The sequence below is a fragment of the Rhodococcus sp. Q genome (genome assembly GCF_005503035.1).
Lineage (GTDB): Bacteria > Actinomycetota > Actinomycetes > Mycobacteriales > Mycobacteriaceae > Rhodococcus_G.
Window position 1 is genome coordinate 1 of record NZ_SCOY01000044.1, and the last position, 25,412, is coordinate 25,412.

The 25,412-nt window shown below is 65.0% G+C and carries 17 protein-coding genes and 2 pseudogenes; 6 read left to right on the plus strand and 13 right to left on the minus strand.

Annotated features, from left to right (window positions below):
• Nucleotides 1-450: 450 nt before the first annotated feature.
• The 3 genes and pseudogenes from FFS72_RS24300 to FFS72_RS24310 all read right to left on the minus strand — a co-directional run bounded on the left by FFS72_RS24300 (nt 451) and on the right by FFS72_RS24310 (nt 3,008).
• Entirely contained in the window at nt 451-1,683 is a 1,233-nt protein-coding gene (locus FFS72_RS24300; protein WP_249353505.1) for an RNA-guided endonuclease InsQ/TnpB family protein, read from the minus strand.
• A gap of 218 nt (nt 1,684-1,901) precedes the next feature.
• Nucleotides 1,902-2,033, minus strand: a pseudogene (locus tag FFS72_RS27165) (helix-turn-helix domain-containing protein); the annotation flags it as partial.
• Nucleotides 2,034-2,663: 630 nt separating this feature from the next.
• Nucleotides 2,664-3,008 (minus strand): hypothetical protein, encoded by a 345-nt coding sequence (locus tag FFS72_RS24310; protein WP_249353506.1) that lies wholly within the window; start codon nt 3,006-3,008, stop codon nt 2,664-2,666.
• Between the two features lie 1,007 nt (nt 3,009-4,015).
• Between FFS72_RS24310 and FFS72_RS24315 the strand changes: the two genes are divergently transcribed.
• Complete coding sequence (locus FFS72_RS24315; RefSeq protein WP_137876364.1) at nt 4,016-4,747, plus strand: DUF4839 domain-containing protein; 732 nt, start codon at nt 4,016-4,018, stop codon at nt 4,745-4,747.
• Between the two features lie 286 nt (nt 4,748-5,033).
• On the opposite strand, the pseudogene FFS72_RS27170 reads toward FFS72_RS24315, so the two are convergent.
• Nucleotides 5,034-5,278 (minus strand): annotated as a pseudogene (locus FFS72_RS27170) (IS1380 family transposase); the annotation flags it as partial.
• Between the two features lie 333 nt (nt 5,279-5,611).
• On the opposite strand from FFS72_RS27170, the gene FFS72_RS24320 reads away from it, so the two are divergent.
• The gene (locus tag FFS72_RS24320; RefSeq protein WP_137876365.1) at nt 5,612-7,939 is read left to right on the plus strand and encodes a cutinase family protein; all 2,328 of its coding nucleotides are present in this window, start codon (nt 5,612-5,614) and stop codon (nt 7,937-7,939) included.
• Between the two features lie 1,051 nt (nt 7,940-8,990).
• On the opposite strand, the gene FFS72_RS24325 is transcribed toward FFS72_RS24320, so the two are convergent.
• From FFS72_RS24325 to FFS72_RS24355, 7 genes are all read right to left on the minus strand, one after another.
• Nucleotides 8,991-9,860 carry a hypothetical protein gene (locus FFS72_RS24325; RefSeq protein WP_137876366.1) on the minus strand — a complete coding sequence of 290 codons (870 nt, stop codon included), beginning with the start codon at nt 9,858-9,860 and terminating at the stop codon, nt 8,991-8,993.
• A complete protein-coding gene (locus tag FFS72_RS24330) occupies nt 9,845-10,954 on the minus strand; it encodes a hypothetical protein (RefSeq protein ID WP_137876367.1) in 1,110 nt (369 codons plus the stop codon). The genes FFS72_RS24325 and FFS72_RS24330 overlap by 16 nt, the downstream gene beginning before the upstream one ends.
• 240 nt (nt 10,955-11,194) lie before the next feature.
• Nucleotides 11,195-12,610 carry a radical SAM/SPASM domain-containing protein gene (locus tag FFS72_RS24335; protein ID WP_137876368.1) on the minus strand — a complete coding sequence of 472 codons (1,416 nt, stop codon included), beginning with the start codon at nt 12,608-12,610 and terminating at the stop codon, nt 11,195-11,197.
• 1,303 nt (nt 12,611-13,913) lie between these two features.
• Nucleotides 13,914-14,954 carry a DUF8320 family protein gene (locus FFS72_RS24340; protein WP_137876369.1) on the minus strand — a complete coding sequence of 347 codons (1,041 nt, stop codon included), beginning with the start codon at nt 14,952-14,954 and terminating at the stop codon, nt 13,914-13,916.
• Nucleotides 14,951-16,156, minus strand: coding sequence for a sensor histidine kinase (locus FFS72_RS24345; protein WP_137876370.1), 1,206 nt, complete (start codon nt 16,154-16,156; stop codon nt 14,951-14,953). Before FFS72_RS24345 ends, FFS72_RS24340 begins: the two co-directional genes overlap by 4 nt.
• Entirely contained in the window at nt 16,153-16,755 is a 603-nt protein-coding gene (locus FFS72_RS24350) for a response regulator transcription factor (protein ID WP_249353509.1), read from the minus strand. Before FFS72_RS24350 ends, FFS72_RS24345 begins: the two co-directional genes overlap by 4 nt.
• Before the next feature lie 1,218 nt (nt 16,756-17,973).
• Nucleotides 17,974-18,534 carry a hypothetical protein gene (locus FFS72_RS24355; protein ID WP_137876371.1) on the minus strand — a complete coding sequence of 187 codons (561 nt, stop codon included), beginning with the start codon at nt 18,532-18,534 and terminating at the stop codon, nt 17,974-17,976.
• A 1,526-nt stretch (nt 18,535-20,060) separates the two neighbouring features.
• Here FFS72_RS24355 and FFS72_RS24365 point away from each other — a divergent pair.
• From FFS72_RS24365 to FFS72_RS24370, 3 genes are all read left to right on the plus strand, one after another.
• A complete protein-coding gene (locus FFS72_RS24365) occupies nt 20,061-21,350 on the plus strand; it encodes a hypothetical protein (RefSeq protein WP_137876372.1) in 1,290 nt (429 codons plus the stop codon).
• A gap of 391 nt (nt 21,351-21,741) precedes the next feature.
• Nucleotides 21,742-21,915 carry a hypothetical protein gene (locus FFS72_RS26600; protein ID WP_171018811.1) on the plus strand — a complete coding sequence of 58 codons (174 nt, stop codon included), beginning with the start codon at nt 21,742-21,744 and terminating at the stop codon, nt 21,913-21,915.
• 253 nt (nt 21,916-22,168) lie between these two features.
• A complete protein-coding gene (locus tag FFS72_RS24370) occupies nt 22,169-22,432 on the plus strand; it encodes a hypothetical protein (RefSeq protein ID WP_137876373.1) in 264 nt (87 codons plus the stop codon).
• Between the two features lie 389 nt (nt 22,433-22,821).
• Here the strand turns inward: FFS72_RS24370 and FFS72_RS24380 are convergent, their stop codons facing one another.
• Nucleotides 22,822-23,691: a LysR family transcriptional regulator gene (locus FFS72_RS24380; protein WP_137876374.1), complete on the minus strand. Its 870-nt coding sequence runs from the start codon at nt 23,689-23,691 to the stop codon at nt 22,822-22,824.
• A 79-nt stretch (nt 23,692-23,770) separates the two neighbouring features.
• On the opposite strand from FFS72_RS24380, the gene FFS72_RS24385 reads away from it, so the two are divergent.
• Nucleotides 23,771-24,706, plus strand: coding sequence for an EamA family transporter (locus tag FFS72_RS24385; RefSeq protein WP_137876375.1), 936 nt, complete (start codon nt 23,771-23,773; stop codon nt 24,704-24,706).
• 127 nt (nt 24,707-24,833) lie between these two features.
• Here the strand turns inward: FFS72_RS24385 and FFS72_RS24390 are convergent, their stop codons facing one another.
• Nucleotides 24,834-25,376, minus strand: coding sequence for an RNA polymerase sigma factor (locus tag FFS72_RS24390; RefSeq protein ID WP_137876376.1), 543 nt, complete (start codon nt 25,374-25,376; stop codon nt 24,834-24,836).
• Nucleotides 25,377-25,412 lie beyond the last annotated feature (36 nt).

The window sequence follows — 25,412 nt, forward strand, 5'->3', positions numbered from 1 at the left end:
GTCTTTCTGTCGGCGGACGAGTTGGTGGTACTTCTCATCCTGCCGCGGAAGGACCCGTCCGCCTTGGTTGGCCCAGATCCTGGCCGGTGTCTACAACGTCATGACCCGCAACACCTAGCGACCGGATCGAATGTATCTCGTCTTAAGCCGATCGCAGACCTGTAAGCACCGAAGACTCGCGATGATCTCGGCACATGGTGCGCCATAGCCGTTTCGCGACTTGCCGTTTGAGACACCTCATTGCCTCGGTTGAGGTCCTTGCTCGACGTCGACGAGATGGACGCGTCCACTTGATCCAGTCACCGAACGACGGTTGCCCGATGAATCGTGACCCGCCTTCACGTGGGAGACCCTTCTGGCTTCCGAGGACCGTCCCCCTACACGTGGGAGGAACTCCACCTGATCTCGCACGATGCATTGCATTACACCGTTTCCCGATCAGTTCTGGCATCACACAGGTGGGGGCCGGGAGGTCCATTGCTGGCCTCTGTTGGCCTGCCGTTCGGCAGGTCTGCCGGACACACGCCGGGCCGATCGTGACCGGCTCGGCGTTGGGGTGTCGCGGCGTTTAACGTCGGCCGCATCCACGGTCGACAGGTTGAGGGCGAGTGAACAGATGTTGCGGGCAGCGTTGAGGTCACGATCGAGGACCAGACCGCACTGCTCGCAGCGATATACACGCTCGGACAGGCGCAGCGTGGCTTTGACTGCGCCGCAGGCCGAGCATGCCTTCGAGGTCGGTGCGTACCTGTCGACGACGACCAGGTTCGCGCCGTACCACGACGTCTTGTAGCCGAGTTGGCGACGGATCTCCCCGAAACCGGCGCGTTGGATCGACCGGTTCAGGCCGGCCTTGGCTCGCCGACCATTCGGCAGAAACCTTGCCGGGTGGTCGGGGTCGGGTTTGGGTTGCGGAGCGGCCGTCATCGCGGCCACTGCCAGGTCTTCGATCCCAATCGTCTCGAATCCGGTTGCGATCCGCTTCGTCACCTCGTGCAGACGACCCCGGCGGCGCAGCGTGTCGACGTGCTGCAACCGTGCAATCTGACGCTGGGTCTTCACCCATCCGGTCGAGGGACCCTGCTCCTGGGTGGGGCCACGCTGCCGGGCAGCGTGCCGTTGGAGTCGGCGAAGACGTCGATTGAACGCGGTGGCGGGGTCACCGGCGATCAGTTCACCGGTCGACAGTGCAACCAACGAATGCACGCCGACATCGACCCCGACCGCCCCGGCTGCGCACTGCCGCCGCGTGGTCACCGGCGTCGGGATCGCCTGAACGGGGACCTCCAGGACGATGCTGACTGTCCATCCGGTGCCGCGTCGGGCGAACCGGGCGGATTTGGGGATAGCGCCGCAGTGGATCCAGCGGCGTAGTCGGCGGGTGTTCTCGTGTACTCGTAGCGATCCGAGATTGGGGACATGAATCCTGTGCCCCTTGTCGATCACCTTCCACGGATCGTCCCCGTGGCTGGTGACGCTGAGGTTGAAGATCGCGAACGAGTCCTGTGAGCGGTGCTTCTTCTTGAATCGTGGCCATCTGGTGGGGCGGTGGTCTTTGCGTGGTTTCCGCGGTGGCCGCTCTGTCGAACTGGCACGGTCCCAGTAGTGGCTATCGCGGTGTCGAGATCGCCGAGCGCCGTGCTCACGACGAACCGGGAGACGCCGTGGTTCTCGACGTGCCACCAGTGGAACCGGCTGTCCGGATCACGACTGAGCTCGGTGAACCTACGACTAAGCGAGCTCCTGTTGGGGCGCTGGCGCAGGTCCTCGGGCACCTGGCGCAGTGCCTCCCTGCGCCAGTCCACGTCGTCCAGCAGAGCGTGCGCCTCACCGTCGGTGCGGGTGACAGCGTGGGCACGTTCCCGTAGCCATGCGTACCGCCGCCCGGTCCATGCATTGATGGCGGCCAGGCCCCAGTTGTATATCGCGCGTGAGGTGCCGGCGGATTGTGCGAGCAGCAACCTCTGCTCTTCGGTGAGCGCTGCCGCATCGATGTGGAGCAGTACTACGCGGTGCGCTGTGGTGTCGGCCATGACGGAGTTCGCCCTCGGTCCTCATCCCGATCTCGTTGTCCTCATCTCCGGTGTAGCACCGACCACCGACACACCATTCAGATCGGGTCGGGCTCGTGTCGATGCCCTGGATCGGTCGCGGTCAACCCTCGTTTGGTCCGGTGTCCGCGCGCGAGAGGTCAGCAGGCATCAGTGAGATGACATCGCGCAGCAGTTGCCGCGACGGGGTCACCTTCGGAGGCTGCGGCGCGGCAGCCGACGGTGGGTTTGGCGCCTTCGGGCGACGCGTCGAAGCAGGCTGCTCGCGACGCGTCAGGTCGGTCCTACCGGGACGACTTGGTGCGCCTCTTGCGGTGGGTGGGGGCATGGCTCGGGAACGTTTCTTCGGTTGCAGATGCCCGGGTGGGTAGGTGCCGTGGGCGAGGTAGACCCGAGTCGAGAAGATCGGCGCGCCACAGACCGCCCTTCTTCGAGATGGTGAGCAGGCGGCGGTTCTGCAGGGCGATGGCGACCGTCTTGTATGTCGGGTTCGGCCAGCCCGGGCGGGGCGCCCTTCGCCCACTCATGCCAGGACATCGAGTTGTCGATCGTTCAGGGGGTATCGAGTGCAACCACCGTACGAGTCCACCCGAACCGGACCGCCGCCGCGGGTCATGGCCCCTGTGTGGTCCACCAGGCTCGGAACTCGTCGAGGACCTGCATCCGCTCGGGTTCGGTGAGCAGCACGTGCAGCGGTGACAGGTTCCGCATCTCGCGGGCGGTCTCGTCGTCGGCAGCCACGATCGCACGGACGGCGTCGATGTCGTTGTCGTCGACGATCTGCTCCCACTGATCGAGGTACGAGAGCATCAGCGGGCCGCGGGAGACGTGTTTGCGGGTCACCCGAAGTGTCTGCCGGATCCGGTCGGTGTCGATCCGCAGATCGTCGCGGTCGATCTTGGCGAGGACCGCGGACTGCATCAGCTGCTGCCGCACGACCTTGCTCGATATCACCACAAGCCGCGCCTTTCAGACGAGGCGTCTCCGCCGCAAGGGTACGGGGGGAAGCGTGGGTTCATCGTCTCAGCCCTCGTACACAGATGTCTCTGGGCGGCAGCCCTCCGAAACCCCACCACCTGCACCGTTATCTTTTCGTTACTTTAATGCAAGAGGTGTGTGGTGGTTTGCATTTCCGGCGGGACGCTATTTGCGTGGACGACCGGGGGCGACTGCGGCCGGGGCCGGTACAAGGAAAGACGATCGATTCTGAGGTCGATTGGAAGCAACATGCGTCGGCGCCACCTTCGATGGGCCGACACCGCCGACGAGAACCCAACGGACCCTCGCGACGACACGCCCGCGGATCCAGGAATCTACCCATGGTGCCAACGACAGGTTCCCGGGCACACCGGGCGGGGCTGGCCGCGGGTCTGGTGCAGCGATCAGTGCCGCCGCGACGCCCACTGTGCACGCAAGGCCGCCCGCGCCGGCGTTATCGGAATGCAGATGATCGGCAGACCCGCACCGTCGAGAAGACCGTGAAGGTGCCGATCTACGAGTTCCGCAACCCGTACGCGCCGATCACCACGATTGTCCATCTCGACGAACATGATCTGGTCCTACATGTCCTCACCGATCCCGCACTGCTGACGAAAATCCTGGACTCGTTCGCCGCCGGCCCCGGCCCACGACTGAACGGCCGACAGCTGACCGGACCGTTGCACGAAGTCCGCGCCCCACTACTCGAGAACGATCACGATCACGTCACCCCACCGCCACCGAAAGCGTTGGTCTCGGCACGGAGGCGGCGGTGTCATCGCGGCAGCAACGACGCGCGAAACAGCGCCTGCACGCCAAGAACAACCGCCCCTGACTCGCTCGGACGAACGCCCACTGCGTGTCTTCTTGGAGGGGCACTGTCGTCGGCTTCGGTCGCGGGCCGGTCGCGATCAGGCAGGGCATATACGGTCGGTACGCTCCGGCGAGGCCGGCCAACGTTTCCGGCATGAAACCGAGGGGTGGGCATGACAACGGACACCGACGTCACGTACGAAACCAAGACGGTCCGCGCGGTCCGCGGCATGGAGTCGCGAACCATCAAGAAGTGGGAAACACAGGGCTGGGAAATCGTCTCCCAGTCACCCGGGACGGTGCAGACCGAGATCACGTTCCGGCGCCCGAAGCCCAAAACTCCCCCACTCCTGTGGATCGCCGGCGGCGGCGTGGCCGTGCTTGCCATCGCGGCCATCACCGTCGGGGTGATCGGCGAACGCAACGATGCCCCCGCAGAAACCGCCCCTGCGCCAAGCGAGGCAGCCGCGGCGCCGAGCGAGCAACCGTCCCCCGAACCTGCAAACGCGGCACCGGCACCCGAGAACGTTGTCCTCACACCGGAGAACAGTCCCGAACTCGCGGCGCTCCTCGCCGGGCCTGACTGCGGATCGGACGTCGCAGCGTTCGCTGCGGCTCATCGCGGTCAGACGATCGCCTTCCCGGGCAACATCGGCGCGATGGCACCACACGGGGATGCGAAGACCCGATACGACATCCTCATCGTCGTGGGCGACTTCCCGTCCGCGACCGGGCCGAACTTCCAGTTCCGCGACGAGAACACCATCAACGATCTGCACTGGACCGGCTCGGTGCCGGACACGATCGGCGTGGGAACGAACCTGAGCGTCACCGCGGAGGTCGACCGCTACGAAGAACGGTCGTGCCTGTTTCTCCTCGAACCGGTCACCACCGCCGTCCGCTAACTCCGATGGCCGTGAACCATCTGACACCCTTCGCTCCGCCAAACCAGAAGCACCAGACGACCGGAGCTGGGCCTCTTTCCAGGCCGATCCGACCACCCGCAAAGTCTGCAAACCGTAGGTTTCTTTCCCGCCTGCAGTCCTGATGGAAGGACACAGTCGTGCGAAGTACAGAGGAGGACCCGGAACAGAGGGCTCCGAAGGAGCTCGACGGTCTGCTCACTTCTCCAGCTCGAAAGGAGACCCAGGCTCACCTCAAGAGTCCGCTGACAGAGTGACGGCACTTCCCGTGGGCAGGTAGATGCAGCACGAGTTTTCGAGCGGACCGCGCGAATCGGACAGGGGTTTTGCCCAGATGTCAGCGCAGAGTGGCATCGTGGGCGCGGGCATGATTGCCGCCGTCGCCGGCGCCGATAGCGCGCAGCAGGCTGTGCCCGAGAGCGGCGCACAGCGCCCACGCACGTTCGCGCCGAGCCAACCCGACGGGGTGTGGGCGAGCGGGCCATCGATCAGGTCCGCGAGCACTGTTTTCAGGGTCCCACGTCAAGCCACGCGAGGCCTCAGCGCGACGCGCAGGTGCCGCGACCCGCTCCCCGTGCAGAGTTCTGGTCGCTGTCCGCGTCGCGATCATTCACGGTTGTGGTCGAGAGACTTCGCGGGCCTGGCAAACATGTCCATCAACCGAATGACCCACTCGCGCAGGCGAAAGCGATCCGATTTACCACGGTGTAGTGTCTCCGGCAATCGTACGAGCCCATCGATTGGTGAATCCATCATCCTCCTCGGCGGGCAACCGAAGAGGTGAGGTGAACATTGTTCTTGGATCGGCTTCGACAGCAATCCCCGACCACGCGACTGCTCAGTTGCATGAGCACGATTCTGATGGCCCTGACTCTGGTCGCCCTGCCCGTGATCACCTCGCCGTCGCAGTCAAGCGCAGCACCGGTCGGCCACCACCCCGCCCTCGGCGCCACGAACACCCACGCCTGCAAGCTCGTCTCGAGCACGGTCGAGTGCTGGGGCCACAACGAGTTGGGACAGCTCGGCGACGGGACCGTCGTCAGCCGCAACGAGCCCCGGCCCGTCGTTGGGCTGACCGGCACCCCGATCGCGGTGGTCGCTTACCTCGACACCAGCTGCGCGTTGTTGGCGGACGGCCGGGTGCAGTGCTGGGGGTCGAACCAGGCGAAGTCCCTGGGGACCGCAGCCCTGATCGGGTTCTCATCCATCCCGGTCGACGTGGTGCTGGCCGGACCGGCGACCACCCTCGCAGCCAGTGCGTTCTCCCCATGCGTCGTCCTGGAGGACGGCCGCGGCCAGTGCTGGGGCAACCGGGCAACGCTGCCCAACCTGGAGGGGTACCCGCCGAATCGAGCCGGGGTCACGCCCCCCTTCCAAGCCAACATCGACGCCATCGCCCTGAAAGAGGATGGCGTCTGCCTCCTCATCGCCGGCGAGGTCAAATGCACCGCCTTCGTCGTCGAGGAGGGGATCGTCTGGAGATCGCCGATCGTGGCGCCGAGCGGGCGCGAGATCGTCGACATCGCCATCGACACCCACTCGTACTTCTGCGTCCAGTACGGCGACGGCGGAACCGAATGTCGAAGCACAGTGGGTCCATACATCTGGGGATCAGATCTGGCGACTGCTGACCCGTTCACCGAACCGGTCGAAAAACTGCTCCGAGGTGGTTGCGCGCTACTCGTTTCGGGCCCCGTCGAGTGCCTGGTCGTCGGCGAGGGCACCCCGATCTTGGCCGGACAGGTCGTGCGGGTCATCACGCCTCAGCTCCACGTGGTGCGCCTCCCCGCGCAGGGTTCAGTTGCCGACTTCGAGCGCTACTTCACCTTCACCTGCAGCCTTCGCACCGACGGCTCGGTGACCTGCCCACAGCTATACACACCACCCCCGCCGGAACCGTGTGCGGACGAGGTCTTCTTCATCGGCGTCCGCGGGTCCGGCCAGGATCCACAGGGCGCGAACGACGCGGACGAGCTGCCCTACGACGAAGACGTCCCGACCATCTTCCGCGGCGACGACGGACGCCGGGACTTCGCCCGCTACTTCCTGACCCACGACAACCCCAACCGCGGAATGGGAGCGGAGATCAACGGTATCGCCAGACTCGTGGGCGCCCACTCCGACGCCGAGATCTACTACATGGGTCTCGACTACGTGGCGACACGAGTTGCCCCGGAGGACCTTGTCAACTACCCCCAGGACTACCGAGACTCAGTGGACGGCGGAGCCGCGAAGCTCGTCGAGGCTCTGCACCACATCGCGGACGCGTGCGGCTCGTCCGAACAGCCGCGGGTCATCCTGTCCGGCTACTCCCAGGGCGCCCACGTCATCCAGGATGCGCTCGCCGCGATCTATGGCACCGACACGGCCGATCTCGTCACGAAGGTCACACTGCTCGGTTCGCCACTCCATGCGACCGGTCGCGGCGACAAGACAATCGGCGAGGCCAACACCCCCGGCTCACTGCTGCACCTGCGCAAGCAAGGCGCCGACAACTTCGCCGTCGCCCACGGCAACGTCGATTCCCTCTGTGCTTTCGGAGATCTCGTCTGCGACAGCGGCAACGCCCGCGCGATGGGCAATGCCGAGAACTTGTTCTCCATCCGCAACAGCACCGGCGCTCAGATCCATACGTCGTACACCCGGAGTTGGGCCCACTGCGCCCTGGTCTCCGAACGACAACCCAACATGTACTGCGGTGCGAACTCCGTGCTGTCCGGTCTCGGTGAGCCGCTCATCGGTGAGGGTATGGAGGCTGATCCGGCGCTGGCGGACGACCTGGTGCACCAGGGTGTCCAGGGCGGGGGCATCACCCTCGCATACGGCGCGGGAATGGCGTTCCCGTCACCGCTGCAGTCCTGGCTCCACGGCCGGATGTTCTCGGATCCGATCGACCTGGGCCCGTTGCCGGTCACGGAAGACGGTGTTGGCATCGCATCAATCGCCATCCCTAACGACATCCCTGTCGGTATTCATCGCTTGGCCATCATCGATGGCGATGGGAGACACTCCTCCCAGTACATCCGAATCCACCCACGCGGCACGGACATACCCACCCCAACGATCGTGATCAACGTCGGGGCTCCGGACACTGAGTCCCTCCCCGGCACGGAGCCGACCAATCCAACTCCGCCCGCATCCGGAGGGAGCCTGGAATCACTATTCGGATCCTGACCGACAGGTGAAGCCGCCTCTCCCCGATACACCGTGGGGGAGGCGGTCATAGGGCTCTTCTCCTCGACTTTGTCCACCAACACTGACTCGAACGGAAACTCAACCGCGACGGTATTGCCTCCGAATGGCGCACACGGCGACCCTGACGACACTGCGAGAGCCCTACAACGAAATGCACCCAACCTCATCGCCGGCAGAGCTGCCGAGTACCGGTTCTGCTGACCCCGGCGCGCATTCACCGCGGGACACCCCGATGGACGCCGTCGACGCAGCCCTGCTGGTAGTCGTTTACGACGTAGTCACCCTCCGCCGCAAGCGCAATGGTCAAGCAATTGGAATTGACTTGAGCAGTCGTCAAGCCGCCGCCTCCGGCACTCATTAGTGCTCTGGCTGTCACTCCATAGCGCACCCCGGCGTCCCAGCCCCCATATGACGCCTCGTCACGCGAGTTCCCTACGAGGACCCCAGCTACGACAATCTCGGGAAGCAAGGCGACCGTGGCGATGATTGGCCGTCTCCATCGCAAGACGAAATCCCAGAACGCGGATTGCTGCTGCAGGCGCCCGCCCGACTGCTGATCCAATGGTGGTGGCGATTGCGGAGGAACTGCTCCAGACACATCAGGGATGTTCGGCGTGTCTCACTCATCGCCGTACCACCAACGGATCGTCTGGGTGGCGGCATCGCGGTACCAACCGGTAGGCGGTCGCTCACGATCTGATCGCGGTTGACCGCAACTGATGTCGGGTTCATGGCTCCCTCTCCCCTTGCCTTTCGGCTCGGACCGTCCGACTCCCGCGCCGCGTCGTTCGGACCCGTCGCGGTCCCGCCGGCCAACTTGGGAAGAGTCGTAAGAGGGACTACCGGCCCGAAAAGACGGCGAACTTCATCTGATGCAGTCACTCCCGAGGCGAAGTTAACTCTTACCAGCGGATGACTTTCCATCGGTGGCACGATTCTGCCGAGTAGGTGCCGGCTGGTCAGCGGTGCCTACTCGGCAGACCGGAATCCTATCCGCCAAGGAATGGCCCTGGTTCATCTGTCTGGAAAGTCATTCGGATGTGGTTGAGTCGAGGGCACGTCGGGCCTGCTCTTGCTTAAGCAGCACAGCGCATTCCCGCAAGGTGATGTTGGCTCGCAACGTGATTTCGTCGAGCATCGAGTTTCGTGCGTAGTGAGACTGGATGCTCTTGGTGGTCTGCAACAGAAGCCGGCTGCGAGTGACGATCACATCGGTGACCTGGTCCCGGGTATCGTCCGCTGCCAGCAGCGCCATAGAGATGGTTCGGCTGATCGAGCTTTCCCGTAAAGTCCCGTCGGTCGCAGCGCGAAGGTCGGTCGTGAGCTGATAGAGGACACCGAGCGAGACCGTGAAATCGTAGACCTCGTCGGTAACCTCGGGATCGACGAGATGCATTTCACGCAGCAGCGCACCGGTCACGCCATTCGAGTGGGTGCGTAGCGAGTCCAGGTAGTCGTTCGGCGAGCACGTGCCGGATCGCAACGCGTTGCGGTAGACCAGACATTCCGCATGGAGTGTGGCCAGCCCCTCGGATGTCCTGGGAGCGGTGAGAGTGCTTGCTGCGGAAAGGAGTTCGTCGATAAGAGGGTCGTTCACCGAGCGGCGGTCCTCAGCCAATCCTCTGGCGACACGCAGTGCTGCCACAACAGCGTCGGCGGTTGCCAACGTGTCCGGGTCCCCTGCAGTCGCAAGTGCCCGGAGGCCTACCTCGGCGGCTGTGGCCCAGGTCAGGGATCGCAACCCGAGAGCACGAGCTTTCGTGGTGGGCGCGGTGTGCACACCGGCACCTTTGAGGATGGCCATCCGGTTGTCGACTGAGGTCGTGTCGAAAACCGACAGGTATAGATCAATCGCCTGCTGGCTCGAGTTCTCGTTTGCGGGAATTACGAACTGCGCCATTGTGAACCTTTCAGTAGTGCCAACGCCACTGCGCTGATGCCAACGAGCGTGACCAGAGCGGTTGCTGCGGTCATCAGCCAGTGTCCGAGAACATCACTGGTGTAGCTGGGCTGCGCAAGGAAGCTGACGAAGACCGTAATCGTCCAGAGAATCGTGACGACGAGCCAGGCCACTCCCGCTACGAAATGAGTTCGCAGCAGTCGCGTATCGCCGCTCGGACTGGAGGGCCGCAGGATCCGGGCGGCGTAGCAGCGTGGCTGCAACAACCAGTTGGATGGGTCAAATGTCGGGCGCGGAAAGCTGTCCCGCAGCAGCCAGTAGCCATCGCTCTTGATCCACGGATTCAGGGTGAAAAGTAGCCCCGAGATATGGCTGATAGCAACCAACGCCGCGAAGTCCACAGAGACAATGTGCACAAGTCCCAAGACCCATATCGCGATGAGGAGTAACGAGTCGGCGGTCATTCCTGCGATGTCGACGTGGCGCCGGCGAGCTGGTGTCGTGTCTGTGAGAGTGGACAGATCGACGAAGCAGACGATGCTGGTCACGTAGATCCCGACGCCGGCTCGGGGAACTCGGCATCCGGAACCGCGAGCTGCAGCGACATGGGCTGCTTCGTGAAGAACCATCGCGAGGACAGTGCACACCACTGCGGCAATCACCTCGATTGGTGAAACCCGAGCGATCAGCCCCCCAACGCCGCCGGCCATCTGAATGTCACGCAGCATCCAGCCGAAGACAGCGATACCCGCAATGATGACAATGCCTGCTTGCAGTGTATTTCGTAGCGGGTAGAAGGTCCCGATACGTTCGAAGATTCGTAGCAATGCTGTCGAGTAGGCACGCACGTGGATGGACAGGGGATGGCGAACCCGCTTGGGCGGTACCGACTCGGTAGTGCCATCCGAGTTGGTGAGGATTCCCAGTTCCACGAGGCGAGCGACAACACGAGGGTCGGTGTCGTTGGGCGGGCCGCCGGGATCAGTGAGCGCGGCTAGCGTGGTCATCACCGATGGAGCGAGTCGATAGGCCCGGCCCTCAACAAAGATCAGCGGCGGCGTGATCTGTTCGACCTTGGGTGACAGCTCGTACATCGGTTGTCCTTCATCCGGGGCAGGTGCGGGTCGCGCATGTGGACGGCACGCGAACCTCTGGGTTTGCGTGCCGTCCACATGGGGCCTCACTTGTAGGACCAGCAGCTGCACATCGGGGGCAGCTTCTTCATTTCCTCACGGACCTCGATCTCCTGGATGAGATCGCTCATGGCATCACGCGGGGTTTCGTTCATGTTCTTCACCTCCTCATCGTTTCGCTATTGACAGGCTGATTGGGAGTTAGCAGCCCTCGGCTGCCATCTCGTCGGCAAGGAAGCTGTTGTCACCGAGGTAGGCGCGTTGTACGGCCAGCGAGTACTTGGCGTCGAACCCTTCGCAATTGCTCTTCAATGGTTGGTTGTCGAGGTCGACATGAGCAGCGCACCCCCCGGCGCACACCAGGATGTATGGGCAGCGGCGGCACGTCGTCAGGCGGTCGGGTCTGCGGTCGGTCCATTTCGCATGTGACTCGTTATATTGGATTGCGCCATCGCGGTAGACGCCGATCGACAGATCTACCTTCCCGACGGTTTCGTGACATGGGTAGACCTCGCGTCCGGGACCGAAGTACACGTTGCGTTGGACTGCACCGCAGTGGCGGGATGTCTTGGTCGGGAATCGACGACCGATCCAGGTGGAGAAGTCCTGGATGTCTTCGGGCGCAGCAACCTTGCGTAGAACCGGGTGGGTACGCATCGATTCGATAAGGAAGGTCTCCAGCTCGTCGTAGTCGAGCGCGACGTCTTCTGCTGCATCGAGGGATTCGAAATCTGGGACGATGCGGGAGTAGCGCAGGTCCAGGCGCGGGTGGTCCAGTACGCCTTCGGTGTCGAGGAATTCGGCCAGCTGCACGAAGCCTTCGATATTGCGACGATCGATGTTGCACCGCAGGCTGATTGTGCAGCCCTTGGCGAGGGCTAGCTGAATGTTTCGCCACATCTTGTCGAATGTTGGCGCCCCATTAATGGGGATGCGCCGGGTGTTATGAATTTCAGGAGGTCCGTCGAGAGAGATCTGGAGGTGCTCGATGAGACCGGGCCCGAGGACATCAGCGAACAGTTCGAGGAAGTAGCCATTTGTAGTCGCTTCGAGCGCGTATCCGAGGTCCCGACATCCGCGCACAATGGTATTCACGACATCACGTTGGACCGGCAATAGTGGTTCGCCGCCAAAGAGGAGGACCCGGGGGCGGATTGTATCTGGGCTCAATGTGGCACTGTCGCTGGCCATCACCTGTAGCCCCGCTTCGGCGTCAACGACCGAGAGCATGCGATTCGTTACGATCCGCTGGTGATCATTGCTCTGAAAGCAGTAGGAGCAGCTCAGATTACACCGATACGTGGTGATAAAGCAGTAGTTCTTGGGTTCTCCGGCTTCGACGTAGCCGGCCTCGAGGCCATCGATACGGGCGCTGATCCATTTGTCTTCGGATTCGTGCGACAGGTTGGTGAGGTAGCCCTGCGCGAGCAGGTGGTCGAGAACGTCGGAGGGGAGATCGTCGAGGCCGCCGTTGTGCAATGCATCGATGATCGGTGTGGCGGCGAACATCATCACATTGCGGGGGTGATTCATTAGAAGGTAGCGGTCGCCGGCGAGGTGGATCCACTTGGTGAAATGGCTCAGGCGTAGGGGGTGAGTTCCAACTGCAATCGTCATACCTTGAGACCAATCTTGGAGTGCTGCAACACCTTGGATGCTGATCTAATTCGACGGAGTAGATCCTATTGGCGAGATGAGGCGGAAGTATGTCCTGCGATTGCCTGACGATTGCCTTCCAGTCGTGCGACGGAAAGACATCGATAGCGATGACGGGGTAAGGCACCAGGAGAAAGCACCACGGCTGATGGGGTTGACTCAGGCTGCGATCAACCCCCGTACGCCGGGGAAGATCGCGGAGTGGGGCGTTGCAGTGCCTCGGGGTCGAGACACTGCCGCAGTGGATGCGCCGGCACTTGGAGTACGAGCCCCCGGCCTGGCCAGCGACCATCCAGACCGGCGAAATCATTGACACGACGGGCAAGTTCCCGCTCCCACAGGTCGAGACACCGCGCTCTCCGCCACCGACACTGGTTCGGGTAGCGCCCAGGCCGCCCGAAGCATCGTGCTCACGGGGAAAGTTGCGGATCCGAAGTTGGCACACTGTGCTGGCTCATCACAACAGGCCGAGCGTGGCCAACCCGGTTGGCCACAGCAATAGCCATGACCTAGCTCAGACCCGCGCGAGCTGGAGCGGTTCGCGTTTTGGTGAAGGCGATAGCCAGTGGGTCAGTTCGCTACGCGGCTCTGGTTGTCGGGCGTCATTGCTTGAGACGTGCACCGGATCGTCTAGGAGTGCAACCGCGAGCTGTTCACACCGCGACGCTGGACCTGGATCCCGGGGACTACCTGGTCACAGCAGCTTGCTGCGAGCAATGGAAAGGTCGAACTCGATCCTAGTAGCGGACGATACGCCCTCAACGAGGTCGATGACTCCCAGCGTCTCCATGTGAAGGAGCTCACCGTCGGGCAGACACAGCCGGAGCCTGAACCGGAGGTGCCCGGCCTGTTCGAGGGTCTGTTCGGCAGCCTCGACGGCTGACCTACCTGGACCGAGCCCCGGAGGAGGCGGGCAACGGGCCGCGCGATCCGTATCCTCGGCCCCGTCACACCACCCGGGATGAGATTGATACACCTCAATTGCGCTGCAGGTGAGGAGAAATCGCCATCCTGTCGCCCCACAGTTCCCGTAGTTCGACTTGGACAGACCCGAGTCAAGAGGGACCCGCAGGGCCCGGACACTGCGGGTCCGTCCTCTTCGACGGCGCTCGGTGGGCGGGGACCGTCGCAACTGCCCGCGGCACAGCCCGGGAACCCGGGCAACGATGGTGCGGCTGAAGACCCGGCACCCCACCTTCGTCTTTGCGGGCGTAACCATGCGTGGTGCCGGGGCATTCTCTGGATGCGGGCTCAGAACCGACAATCAGACGTGCTGCCGGGCAAGCAGTGCCCCATCGTGACCGAACTCGAACCGCCGGACGGTGTTGTCGTCGTCGTGCAGAACGGTGACGAGTGTCTTCCGCCGCGGGGGAAGAACTCTCACGGTGATCATGCCGCTGGCTGCGTCGCAAAGGAGGTCCGCCACGGCCTCGAGGATGCGGTCGCGGACGGCGTCGGGGCTGTCATTCATGCCGTGGTCATCGAGGAGGATGACCTCCACTTCGCGGGCACGCGCTGCCCACGCCGCCTCTACTACCTTCGGCGCGGTGAGTACCGGTGCCCGAAGGGTGTCACGAAGACGCGCTTCGAGGAGTCGGCATTCGGTGCAGGCGTTGTCGGAGAGATCCTCGCCTGCGGTGATGCGTTCTAGGAGAGGTCGGGCCAACTCGTCGAGCCGGTGCAGTTGCCGCTCCCGCTCCTCAAGTACTGCGAGGTCGCCGGCCTCGGCTGCGACCTGGATGGTGGTCTGTTCGCGGAGCTCGTAGATGTCGCGGGCGGCGGGGCGAATGGTCCAGGAGAAGAACGTCGACATCAGCAGCGGTGCCAGGTTGATCGCTGATATCGCGATGCCGTGGCCGGCGCCCTGTCCGGTGAGTTCGGCCCACACGGCGCACACTGCCAGGGTGGCGACCATGCCGATCCAGGCCAGAATGGTGCGTCCGCGTACGCACATGTAGGTGTAGATCGCTGTCGCGGCACCGAGTGGCCAGGTCTGAAGGAGACCGTCGATCGGTACCGGAATCACGGCCAACACCAACCCCAAAGCGGCTGGGCCGATCATCGTCAGGCCGATGCCGACCCACAGGGGAAGTGGGTCACCAGGGTAGCGGATCAGGGTGACGGCACCTCCGCTGACCAACGCCCACGCGAGGAGCTCCGCCCACCACGCGCCGTAGCCGGGCGCGGTCGCCACGGCCAGAAGCAGAAAGGTGAGAACGTAGGCGACAATGATGACCTTCGCGGCCACCGTCTGCAGACCAAGCAGGTCTCGGACGTCGCCGCTGCCGTCCTGCCCCACCGTCATTGAGCGCTCCACTCGAGCGTGACGATGGTGCCCTGTCCCGGTGTCGAGGCGACTTCCGCTGAGGCGCCCGGGATCTGCCGCATACGTCCGAGGATGCTAACCCTGATCCCGAGGCGATGCGGCGCAACGGACGACATCCTGAACCCGTCGCCATCATCGATCACCTGGACCGCGATCCCGTGCTCGGTGACCACCACCTCAACAGTGGCCGTGACCGACAATCCGCCGTGCCGTCGACTGTTGCGCAACGCTTCCGACATTGCCGACGCGATCGTGCGCGCAACATCGGCCGGGAACACCAGATCCTCGACGTCGCGGCCATGGACACGGAAGGTGGCGTGCTCATCCGCCTCGGATGCCGCGGCTCGCAGATGCGTGAGCGTCGCTGCTACGGAGAACGACTGGTCGGAGGCGACACCGTCAGCGATGGCATCGAGTTCACGCAACGTCGCCGCGGCGAGCCGGGCGGACGCGGCCTTGGGCTGCCGGCGGGACGCGGCCAGCAGCGCGGCCATCACACCGTCATGGATGAGATCCGCGAACCGCTCCTGCTCCACGGCCCTACCTCGGTGCGCGGCCGCGGCAGCCGCCGCGCTGTGCGTCTCCTCGGTGGTCGCGTCGAGGATGCGACCGGTGCGCAGCGCCATCGCCGCGCCACCGACGAAGAGAGTGCAGAACATGATTGCGAATGCAATCTCGGGGATCAGCATTCCCGCCGGAACGTCCTCGCGGACTGCAGCGTTGATCAGCTGCACCGCAACACAGCCGACGACGAGGTGGACGAAAGCGAATGCAGTCGGCCAGGCGATGACTGCGGCGATGCTAGCCAGGCCGGGAAACGACGCCAGCCACACTGCGTCTGACGCCGGAAGATGCGGTCCGTTCCAGACAAGCGGCCAGGTGAACACCGCGAGCAGGAAGGCGAGAGCCGCTACGCCGGCGGTGATACGGATCGCCCGGGTATCCCGTCGGAACGAGACGAATCCAATCGCGATACCGGAACCGAACACGGTCACGACAGCTGCCGGTGTCCACCATGGCTGCAGTCTGGGTTCTGATGTGGTGATCGCCGGGAGCAACAGTGCGAGGTAGCCGACGTACCCGACGCCGACGAACCGCGCGAACATCCGCAGGATGCGGTCGGTGTTCTCTCTCCCAGACCCGGTCCGCAGACGTGGCGCGACGTCCAGTGTTGCGATCATGATGAGGGATGCTCGGGGCCTGGAAGCAAACCGTCCTCGACCGCCCGCTTGTACAGCTCGGTTTTCGTCCGGGCCGACCGCCCCACGCTGGCGTACTTCGCTCGTATCCGGCCGAGGTAGTCGTTGACCGTATATGCCGACAGCCCCGTCAAGTGCGCCACTCGCTCTGCCTTCTCGCCGGACGCATACAGGGCGAGGACCTCGAGTTGTCGCTCGCTCAGACCAGCGTCAGGCAGATCCGGGTCGGCGTCGACCGCGGCAGCCCACTCCGTGGTCATCACCGGCCGGCCCTCGGCTGCGTCGAGAATGGCAGTAACCACGTGGGCGGACGGCGCGGTCTTGCGAACCACCCCCAGGACGCCGGCCTTAACGGCGAGGCGCACCAGGCTGGACCGCTCCGCACCGGTGAATACCAACACCGGAAGACCAGCTTGCTGTAGCTCCGCGACGTTGGCGTGCGGAAGTGAACCGTCCGACAGGCGCAGGTCCAGCAGCACCAGGTCCAGTGCGACGTCCTGCTCGAGCAGTCCCGAAACCGTCGACGCAGTTGCATTCATCTCCAGCCGCGGATGACCGGCAAGCAACGCCCACACACCCATCCCCACCGTCTCATGGTCGTCGACGATGCCGATCCGCTTCTTCGTGGCGGTCTCGTTCCCTCCAGCTAATGTCAAACTTGTCCCCTCCGCGAACGCCACACATAACGAGTGGCGGTAGAAGGCATTGGATCACACTGGATCACGCCTGGCACTCGGCAGGTGAGGGGAAATTCTCACTTTCGAGCCGAATCTATTAGTTACTTTCCAGTAACTGGGTGTGCTCCGGCGCGAGGGCAGCTCACCGTACTGCACAATCCGCCCCATCGTGGACGCGCAGCCCGGTGCGGCGAGATCGTGTCGATGTCAGGATCGGACCGCCGGGTTCCGACCAACCAGATCTCGGAGGATGCGAGTGGCAAGATTGACATGAACTATCGGTGCTGGCGTAAACAAGATGTACGACGTGAGCAGATCAAGCCATACGTGGTTCCCTACAAGACTCGGATGACCGCGTTCAGCTTCACTTTTGCCGTCGATCCGAATAGCGGGCCGAGCTGCCTCCAAGGCGTTGCCGGACATGGCCGATGGGCTCTGAACAACACGAACCTCGTTGACGTGAACTAGATCCTGTCACCAATTCTGTCGCTCGATCGATGGACTGACTACGATCCGCGAAGCCGCTAACGTCAGGCGCAGGTGGCGTCCTTCGTCACGGATATCAACGGAAGTGGCACACAATGACGCGTACCCAAACCTTGGCCAAGCTCACTGCCGCCGGCGGCCTTGCGATCGCCTTTGTCGGCCTCGGCGGTCTCGGTGCTACAGCAACCGCCGAGACGATTTGCGCGTCCTATCCTCCGTTTGTGCCTCACACCACCGTCGACTACGGGAGTGTCGAGGGGCCTCCGCTGTGGAATGACACGTCTAGCGAGATCGCGGCCGGTTCATCGTTGATGTGCGCCGCCTACCCGGACCCGCCGAACATCTGGATCAGTTACCCAGTCGCTCCGCGTAGATGATCCGAGGCGCCTACGATGAGCCACCAGCGCTAACCGAGCCCTGTGTCGGATCCCGGGAGCGCTGCCGCCCGACCCGATCCAGGATCGATGCCCGACCACGCTTATCAGCGTGCCGGATCTATTGTGCAACAAAGTACTTAGGAATCGTGGAGCAGGTCGAACAGTTGGTCTCTGATCTGGAGACGGTGGGCGGTCGGATGCCCGGCGGCCTCAACCTCCCGCAGACTTTCGGCCACTCTCCTGCACCGCCCGCTGAGCTTCAATCGTCCAGAACAGGTGGCGGTTCTCGGCGTAGTCGTGTTGGCCAGCAGTGTCGGCATCCGCTGCCGATGGAGCGGACGTTGTAGTGCCTCGGGGTCGAGACTTCACCGCAGTGGGTGCACCGGCACCGCCAGGGCTTCGCCGAGCCCGGATAGTCGGTCAGTGGCTCGAATCCGGCCGCGCGCATCACGGCGACCGCGGCGGAGGCCTTCGCCGCCAACACCTTCGCTGAGGCCGCCCTGTTGCGGCAGGTGCGGCAGCCGGAGCCTTTGGTGCGGATGTCGTGGAGGCGTGGCCGGCCCTCGGTGTCGCACACCATGCAGCGGGCCGGCCACGGCGCACTGATCTGGCCCGGATAGTCCGTGAGGGGCTCGAAACCGGCGGCGCGCAGCTCGGCTGCTGCCACATCGGGGTCGAGCCCCTTCCGCGCAGGCTCCTGGCCGCCGCCGTGCGCGCGTCGGAGTGCGGTCGGGATCCCGCGCTGGGCGATGCCTCGGGCTGTCGCCGCGCAATGGCGGCAGCCGTATCCGGCCTTGACGTTGTCGTACTTGGGAGACACCTCCCGCTCGCATGCGAGGCACCGGCACAGCCACGGCCGCCCTGAGCCCGGATAGTCGGCCAGCGGCTCGAACCCGGCTGCCCGCATCACGCGTTCGGCTTGGTCCGGGTCGAGACGCCTACTCGCGCCCGTCCGCCGCCTGGCACAGACAGAACACGGACCGTGACGACCGATCGCTGACAGTCGCGGGGTGATGACCGCATCGCATGTGAGGCACCGACACCGCCATGGCGTATCCACAGCCCGAAACGGCTCGAGGGGTTCGGCGCCCGCGGCACGCATCCGCGCGACAGCCTGCTCGGGGTCAACACGCCGGGGCATCGGGGCCCTCTCTCTTCGCCTGGCACAGGGCTCGTTGGGACGTGGCTACGCCGAACTCCGATCTCCGGTGCGCGTTTCCGCGTAGCGACGATCATCCAGCAGACGATCAGCGCGTGTGGTCATCGGCACCCGAAGCGCTAGCCGCCGGCTCCTCGCCAGCAGTGCTTGCAGCCGTGCCCCCTTCGGACACTGGCGCGCCTCGGCGTCGATACCTCACCGCAGTGGATACATCGGCACCGCCACGGCTGATGCGAGCCGCGATACTCCTCCAGCGGCTCGAAGCCCGCTGCGCGCATGAGCGCAACGGCAGCGGCGGCGTTCGCTGCGATATGGCGCGCACCGATCGCCCGATCGGCGCAGGCCCGGCACCCGGACCCCAGGCGGACGATACTGAGCCGGGGCGTGCTCTCGTGCCCACAGGCCATGCAGCGGCACGACCACGGGGCTTCGACCCGCCCCGGATACGGCACGAGCGGCTCGAAGCCCGCTGCGCGCATCGTCGCCGCCGCCACCTCAGGATCAACGGGAGTGCGCTCAACCGGTGTTCGCAGCGCCCCACCCCGTTGATCAGGTGGGCACCGGCGGCAACCAGCACCGGGCATCGTCCGGCGGCGGTACGACAGCGTGACCTCGTCGCCGCACTCAACGCAACGGTGCAGCCACGGCTCTTCCGCACCCGGGTACGGCTCCAACGGTTCCAGGCCCATCGCGCGCATCGCCGATTCGGCGCGGGCGGGGTCGTGGCGAGTCGTCGCCCTGCCGCACGACCTGCACGGCTTCTGCCGGCTCATCGACGACAACCGTGGGGTGATGATCTCCCCACACCTCAGGCACCGGCACCGCCACGGCGCATCCGCATTCAGATACGGCTCCAACGGCTCGGCGCCGGCGGCACGCATTCGTGCGACAGCCTGCTCGGGGTCAATACGCCGGGGCAACGCGAACCTCTCCCTTCGTCACGACAGTGGCGCCGTCACGCTACAACGGCCGTAAACATGGTTTGGCCGGTGGCAGGGATCGGCCGTGACGACAGGACACCGCTGCATCCACGAACCAGGTCACGACGATCAGCAGCGCCGCCCCAATCGGCCAGTGTCGATTTGCAGCGAAGATCAGCGAAACGCGACGCTAGGTTGACCAGCCAGGGATGCGAACAGCCAGGGCACGTCGGCGGTTCCCGAACGCGGTAGGACATGCTGCAGTACATGAACCGTGCCGTCGCAGTTGCTTCCCTTCTGGTGGGTGGGTTCGCGGCGACCCTCGCATTGGCTTCCGCGATGCCCGGCACCATCGCCATGGTCACCGGCGGCAGCCGAGCAGACGTACTGGTCCACAGCGCCGCCGCAGGTGCAACCCTCGGTGCCATCACCGCGGTGACTTCCGTTGTTCTCATTCGCGAGCGTCGCATCTTGGCCTGGACCGCGACGCTGGGGCTCGTGTTGCTGGCGGTCATGTCGTGGTTGCCAGGCTCCGGTCAATGGGAGCTGTATCCCAAGGCTGTCGGTGCGGGCCTGCTCCTGGGAGTACTCGCCGGCATGTGCGACACACGCGAACGTCCAATTCTCCAGACCGCATTGGCAACCGGTGCACTCGCAGGTGTTCTGTTCGCCGCGCCCATTGAGCGCCACTTGTCGCCATCCCCGCGCCGCTATGCCGACTATCTACCAGCCTCCGCTGTGCCCCCCGACAGGTTCATGCTGGGCCTGCTGACGCTGACCGCAGTCGCGTTGTTCCTCGCGCTTCGCCGAGATGCCTTCGGTATGCCCGAGCCGACGACGACCGACGGGCGGGTACGCGTGCTCACGGTCGGTGCCGCGGTGCCGGTAGTCGGGTTACTGCTCCATTGGTCGTCCGTCCGCGTCGTCGACGAAATGGGCTCCACAGTGGCGTCACCGGGTCTCTGGGTGTTCGGGTTGGCGGTAGTCCCTGTGTTTGCTGCTGGTTCGCTGTGGCTTCCTCGCCGCCACGGGATGGTGTTGGTCGCTGTTCTCGCAGTGGTGTCGGCCTCCTACGGCCGTCTCGAGCTGTCCATCGATTCGTTGCCGCCGCTACTCGTTGCCGCTGTGCTGGTCGTGATGGGCGCGGTGTGTGGACGACGATGGCCGCACCCCCTGGCCGGTGTAGCCGCACTCGCCGCTGTCGCGGCGACGGCGGTGTTCGAGGAACAACCGTGGGACAACCTGCACATCGGGGCCACAGTGCTGGGGTTGCCGTTCGCGGCCGCGTTCACGGTGGCGGCGTGCCTGCCGTCGAGTGCGGCCGCTACCGCGATCTCGCTGGCGGCGCCTGCTGCCGTCACCGTGTCGTTGCCCGCTCAATTCGGATGGACGGCGTACTCACCGTTGACCAGCTCACACAACGGGTTGACGTCGGGTTCCGGTCTGTGGGTCTGGACTGGAGTCTCGGTGGCCGCGGTGGTGGTCTCCGGGATCACCATTGCATGGTTGCAGCGACGCCCGATCGAGCAACCGCCGTCAGCCGCGACTCCTGTGTGACGCCCGTCCGCAATCCGGTCGCGTGACTACCACGCCGCCTACTGATGAGTACCCCTGCAGGACAGGCCCTTTCCGTGGTCCCCTCGACATCGACCTGGGTGGGATGGTGTCCGGGCCGGGCTAGACCATCGTGTCGGTCAGCGGCGGCATGTCCGCGGCCGGCGGGGTGTCCGCATCCGCTGGTGTGGAACTGTCGGTCGGTGCACCCGGCGGTATCCCCCAGGTCAGCGCCAGCGTCGGGGCGGTATCTCGGCGGGAGGCGAGTCCAGCATCGGGGGAAGCTACGACTCGATCGACCTGACCACCGACCAGGCCTCCGGCACGAGCGAGGTGTCGGTGCAGTCCGGGGAAGCCGAGGTCCGGGTACGGCGGTGCGGCGCTCGAGGCGGGCGTGGAGGTCGATCTGGTCCCGGTCGACGGCGGGATCCCAGAGATCGGCGTCTCCGGTGGCGTCGGCTACGACAGCTACGGCGGCTACGGCGGCTACGGCGGCTACGACGTCCAGGGTGGGTACGAGGAGGTCGAGATCGAGCAGGACGGCGGGGACGCCTCGTACCTGGGCTGACCGCAGTTCGGGTGGCAGCGATGGGCGGTGGCGCGGCAAGCGAGTTTCGGCGTGCCACGCCACCGTCGTTGTTCAGATGCCCAGCGGTCGTGCGAATTCAAGCGTGCAGTCCCGCGAGCATGAATGACCTCGTCAGCGTCCGGCAATCGAGCGGCTAGTCACTGAGTCGTTGTTAACGCCCGATTGAACGATCCCCGAGGTTTTGGAGCACCTGCCGGGGATCTCGGGAAGCACAACGGAATTGGAGTCCGTCATGAACCGTGACACTCACCGGATCCAGGGACATCTCACCGAGGTAGCACCCGAGGTGTTCCTAATCGGCGAGGACGATGCCCTGACGATAGGCGGAACCATCGGCAAAGCGATGTACAGCTTCGAGGAGTACGACGGTGACGCCACCATCGAGGTCAGCGATGACCTCGTGGCTGAGGCGGAGGATCTGAGCTCTCGGTTCGCTGCTGGGAGTCGAAAGATCCGAGTCGCGATGATGAAGCACTGCCGACCGGGTACGTACTGAGCAGCCTCAGGACGTCGCCGTAGCCCGGTTTGTCATGTGAGGATGAGCACGTGATGCCACCGCTCGAACCCGTCGACCCTCCCGAGGGCGACGTCGTCCCGTACCCCAACGACATCTTGGTCCTCGGGGACAACCGCTGGTTGACTGTCACTGGGAAAGTCATCACGGCCCCGTTCGGCGATCCCGTCGACCTCAAGGAGAACACCCGGGCGTTCTGGGAGGGTGCTGCAGCAAGAGCCGGGTGCTCGGTGGACAGCCTCAGGAGGCAAGGGCCATCCCGAGGCGCAACTGAAGCGGTACCAGGAGCAGACCGTGGCAGCACGAGCGCACCTCTGCCCTGACGCTTGAAGGCAAGGGAGTACCGCTGGGTGTTAAGAGCTGATCAGTAACTAGTCACCGAGGAGCACACCGACGAACGCCCGCACGGCGGGCGAGGCGTTGAAGTCGCTCCAGGCCAGGCATTGGACGCGGGTCGGTCCGTCGGTGAGGGCGATCGTTCGCAGGTCGTCCCCGTCGGAGACGAGGCCCGGGCCGAGCAGGGCGACCGCGAGGCCGTGCCGGACGAGGTCGAGGATCAGATCGGTGCTCATCGCCTCGAACGCGACTTCGCGGCGGATCCCCGCGTTTGCGAAGGCGAGATCGGACTGGGTCCGTCCGGGCGTCCTGTCGGGGAAGTCCACGAAGGTCTCGTCGGCCAAGTCCGCCAACCGGATCCGGCGGCGAGCGGCGAGCGGGTGGTCGGCGGCGACGACGGCGACGAGACGTTCCCGTGCCAGGGTCCGCATGACCACGCCGCGATGCGATTGCTCGTCCGGGAGCCCCAGCACGGCCACGTCCACGGTGCCGCCGGCGATGGCGGCGATGAACTCGTCGCTGCCGCCGGTTCGCACGCTGATCCGAACCGCGGGATGGTTCCGGTGGAATCGGGCGAGCGCGGCGGGGACGTCGATCGCGGTGACCGTCGGGATCAGCCCGACGGTCAGTGTGCCCCGAATCTCCCCCGAGGCAGCCGCGGCATCGGCGATCGCACGGTCGGCGGCCTGCAGACTGGCCCGGGCCGCGACCAGGAACGCCTCGCCCGCGGCGGTCGGCTCGACGCGTCGGCTGCTGCGGGCGAACAGCGTGACGCCGAGTTCTCTTTCCAGGGCCTTGATCTGATGGCTGAGCGCGGACTGTACGACATGGCATCGCTCGGCCGCCCGGGTGAAGTTGCGCTCCTGCGCCACCGCGACGACGTACCGCATCTGCTGAAGCTCCACCCACCTATGATTTCAGTGCATTGTTCGGATGACAACAATGCGTTGGACTCATACCGCGTAGGCCGCAGAGCATGGATCCGTGAGCACAACGACCATTCCCGCCCCGGCCCGTCCGGGTCCCGCGACCGGCCACACCGGCTGGATCGCGCTGACCGCGGTCGCCCCCGCCGTGTGGGGCACGACCTACATCGTCACCACCCAGCTGCTGCCCGAGGGTCATCCGCTGTTCGCGGCGCTGATGCGCACCCTGCCCGCCGGGCTCCTCGGTCTGCTGATCGCCCGCCGCCTGCCCCACGGCTCCTGGTGGTGGAAGTCCCTGGTGCTGGGCACGCTGAACATGGGCGCGTTCTTCCCGCTCCTGTTCCTCTCCGCCCAGCACCTCCCCGGCGGTGTCGCGGCGACCCTGGGAGCTGCGCAACCATTGGTGGTGGCGATCCTGGCCGTCACGATCCTCCACGAACGCCTCTCCCTGTGGCGGATCCTGTGGGGTGCCGTCGGGATCCTCGGCGTCGGACTCGTCGTCATCGGCCCCGATGCAGCCCTCGACCCGATCGGGATCCTCGCCGGGCTCGGCGGAGCAGTGTCTATGGGCACCGGCGTCGTCCTCACCAAGAAATGGGGCCGCCCCAACTCGGTCTCCGCCGTCGGCCTCGCAGGATGGCAACTGACCGCCGCCGGACTCATCCTCCTCATCCCAGCACTCGCCATCGACGGCATCCCCGCAGGCATCGACACACCGGCGATCGGCGGCTACCTGTGGCTCGGCCTGGTCGGCGCGCTGCTGACCTACACCCTCTGGTTCTCCGGCATCCGCCGGCTCCCCGTGACCGCGACCGCCCTCCTCGGCCTCCTCTCCCCCCTCGTCGCCGCAACGCTCGGCGCTGCCGTTGCCGGAGAAGCACTCACAGTCATCCAAGTCGCCGGATTCGCCCTCGCTCTCACCGCGATGGTCGCCGGCCAGCTCACCCCAGTTCGATCGACTCCACAAGGCAGGCAGACAAGATCACGGACGTGACCGTGATCCGTCAGCGCGGTAACGACTTCACGCATCTGGTGCAGACGCCCACCAGTTGACGGAGGCTGTCGCACTAAGCCAGCGGCGTCGTGGGACCGGCACACAGCCGCAGGCCCACGCCCAGGGATCAGGTGTGGGTCGGGGCCAGGAGTTCGGCGAGTTGCTTTCGGGCCCGGTGGATTCGGGTCTTCACCGTCGCGACCGTGACCTGCTGGTGCTCGGCGATGTCCGCGTACGGCAACCCTGCGTACTCGGCGAGGACGATCGCGACCCGGAAGTCCTCGGGCAGCTGGTTGAGTGCGTGCCGGACGGCGTCGACGACGGTGACCTGTTCGTCGAACGGGGTCCGGTCGTCGGTGAGGTCGATCCCGAAGCCGTCCTCGTCGGTGACGTCGAGGCTGTTGGTGTCCTTGCGGCGGCGCACCAACGCGAGGGCGGCGTTGGTGGCGATGCGGTGCAGCCATGTCCCGAAGCGGGCGTCGCCGCGGAACTTCGCCAGGTTCTGCCAGGCACCGATCACGGCGTCCTGGAGTGCGTCCTCGGCGTCGTGGGTGTTGCCGGTGATCTGCAGGCACACATGCCAGGTGGGGGTGCGGTAGCGGCCGACGAGTTCAGCGAAGGCTTGGTGGTCACCGCGGCGGCAGGCCGCCACCAGTTCTGCATCGTCCATCGTGCTTCTCCCCCGCACTTTCACTGTTTCCGCCAC

Excerpts from the sequence above, each read along its gene's own strand:
- FFS72_RS24315 (WP_137876364.1), top strand. The coding sequence starts at position 4,016 with ATGACAACGGACACCGACGTCACGTACGAAACCAAGACGGTCCGCGCG.
- FFS72_RS24320 (WP_137876365.1), top strand. The coding sequence starts at position 5,612 with ATGAGCACGATTCTGATGGCCCTGACTCTGGTCGCCCTGCCCGTGATC.
- FFS72_RS24325 (WP_137876366.1), bottom strand. The coding sequence starts at position 9,860 with ATGGCGCAGTTCGTAATTCCCGCAAACGAGAACTCGAGCCAGCAGGCG.
- FFS72_RS24330 (WP_137876367.1), bottom strand. The coding sequence starts at position 10,954 with ATGTACGAGCTGTCACCCAAGGTCGAACAGATCACGCCGCCGCTGATC.
- FFS72_RS24335 (WP_137876368.1), bottom strand. The coding sequence starts at position 12,610 with ATGACGATTGCAGTTGGAACTCACCCCCTACGCCTGAGCCATTTCACC.
- FFS72_RS24340 (WP_137876369.1), bottom strand. The coding sequence starts at position 14,954 with ATGACGGTGGGGCAGGACGGCAGCGGCGACGTCCGAGACCTGCTTGGT.
- FFS72_RS24345 (WP_137876370.1), bottom strand. The coding sequence starts at position 16,156 with ATGATCGCAACACTGGACGTCGCGCCACGTCTGCGGACCGGGTCTGGG.
- FFS72_RS24350 (WP_249353509.1), bottom strand. The coding sequence starts at position 16,755 with ATGGGTGTGTGGGCGTTGCTTGCCGGTCATCCGCGGCTGGAGATGAAT.
- FFS72_RS24365 (WP_137876372.1), top strand. The coding sequence starts at position 20,061 with ATGAACCGTGCCGTCGCAGTTGCTTCCCTTCTGGTGGGTGGGTTCGCG.
- FFS72_RS24370 (WP_137876373.1), top strand. The coding sequence starts at position 22,169 with ATGAACCGTGACACTCACCGGATCCAGGGACATCTCACCGAGGTAGCA.
- FFS72_RS24390 (WP_137876376.1), bottom strand. The coding sequence starts at position 25,376 with ATGGACGATGCAGAACTGGTGGCGGCCTGCCGCCGCGGTGACCACCAA.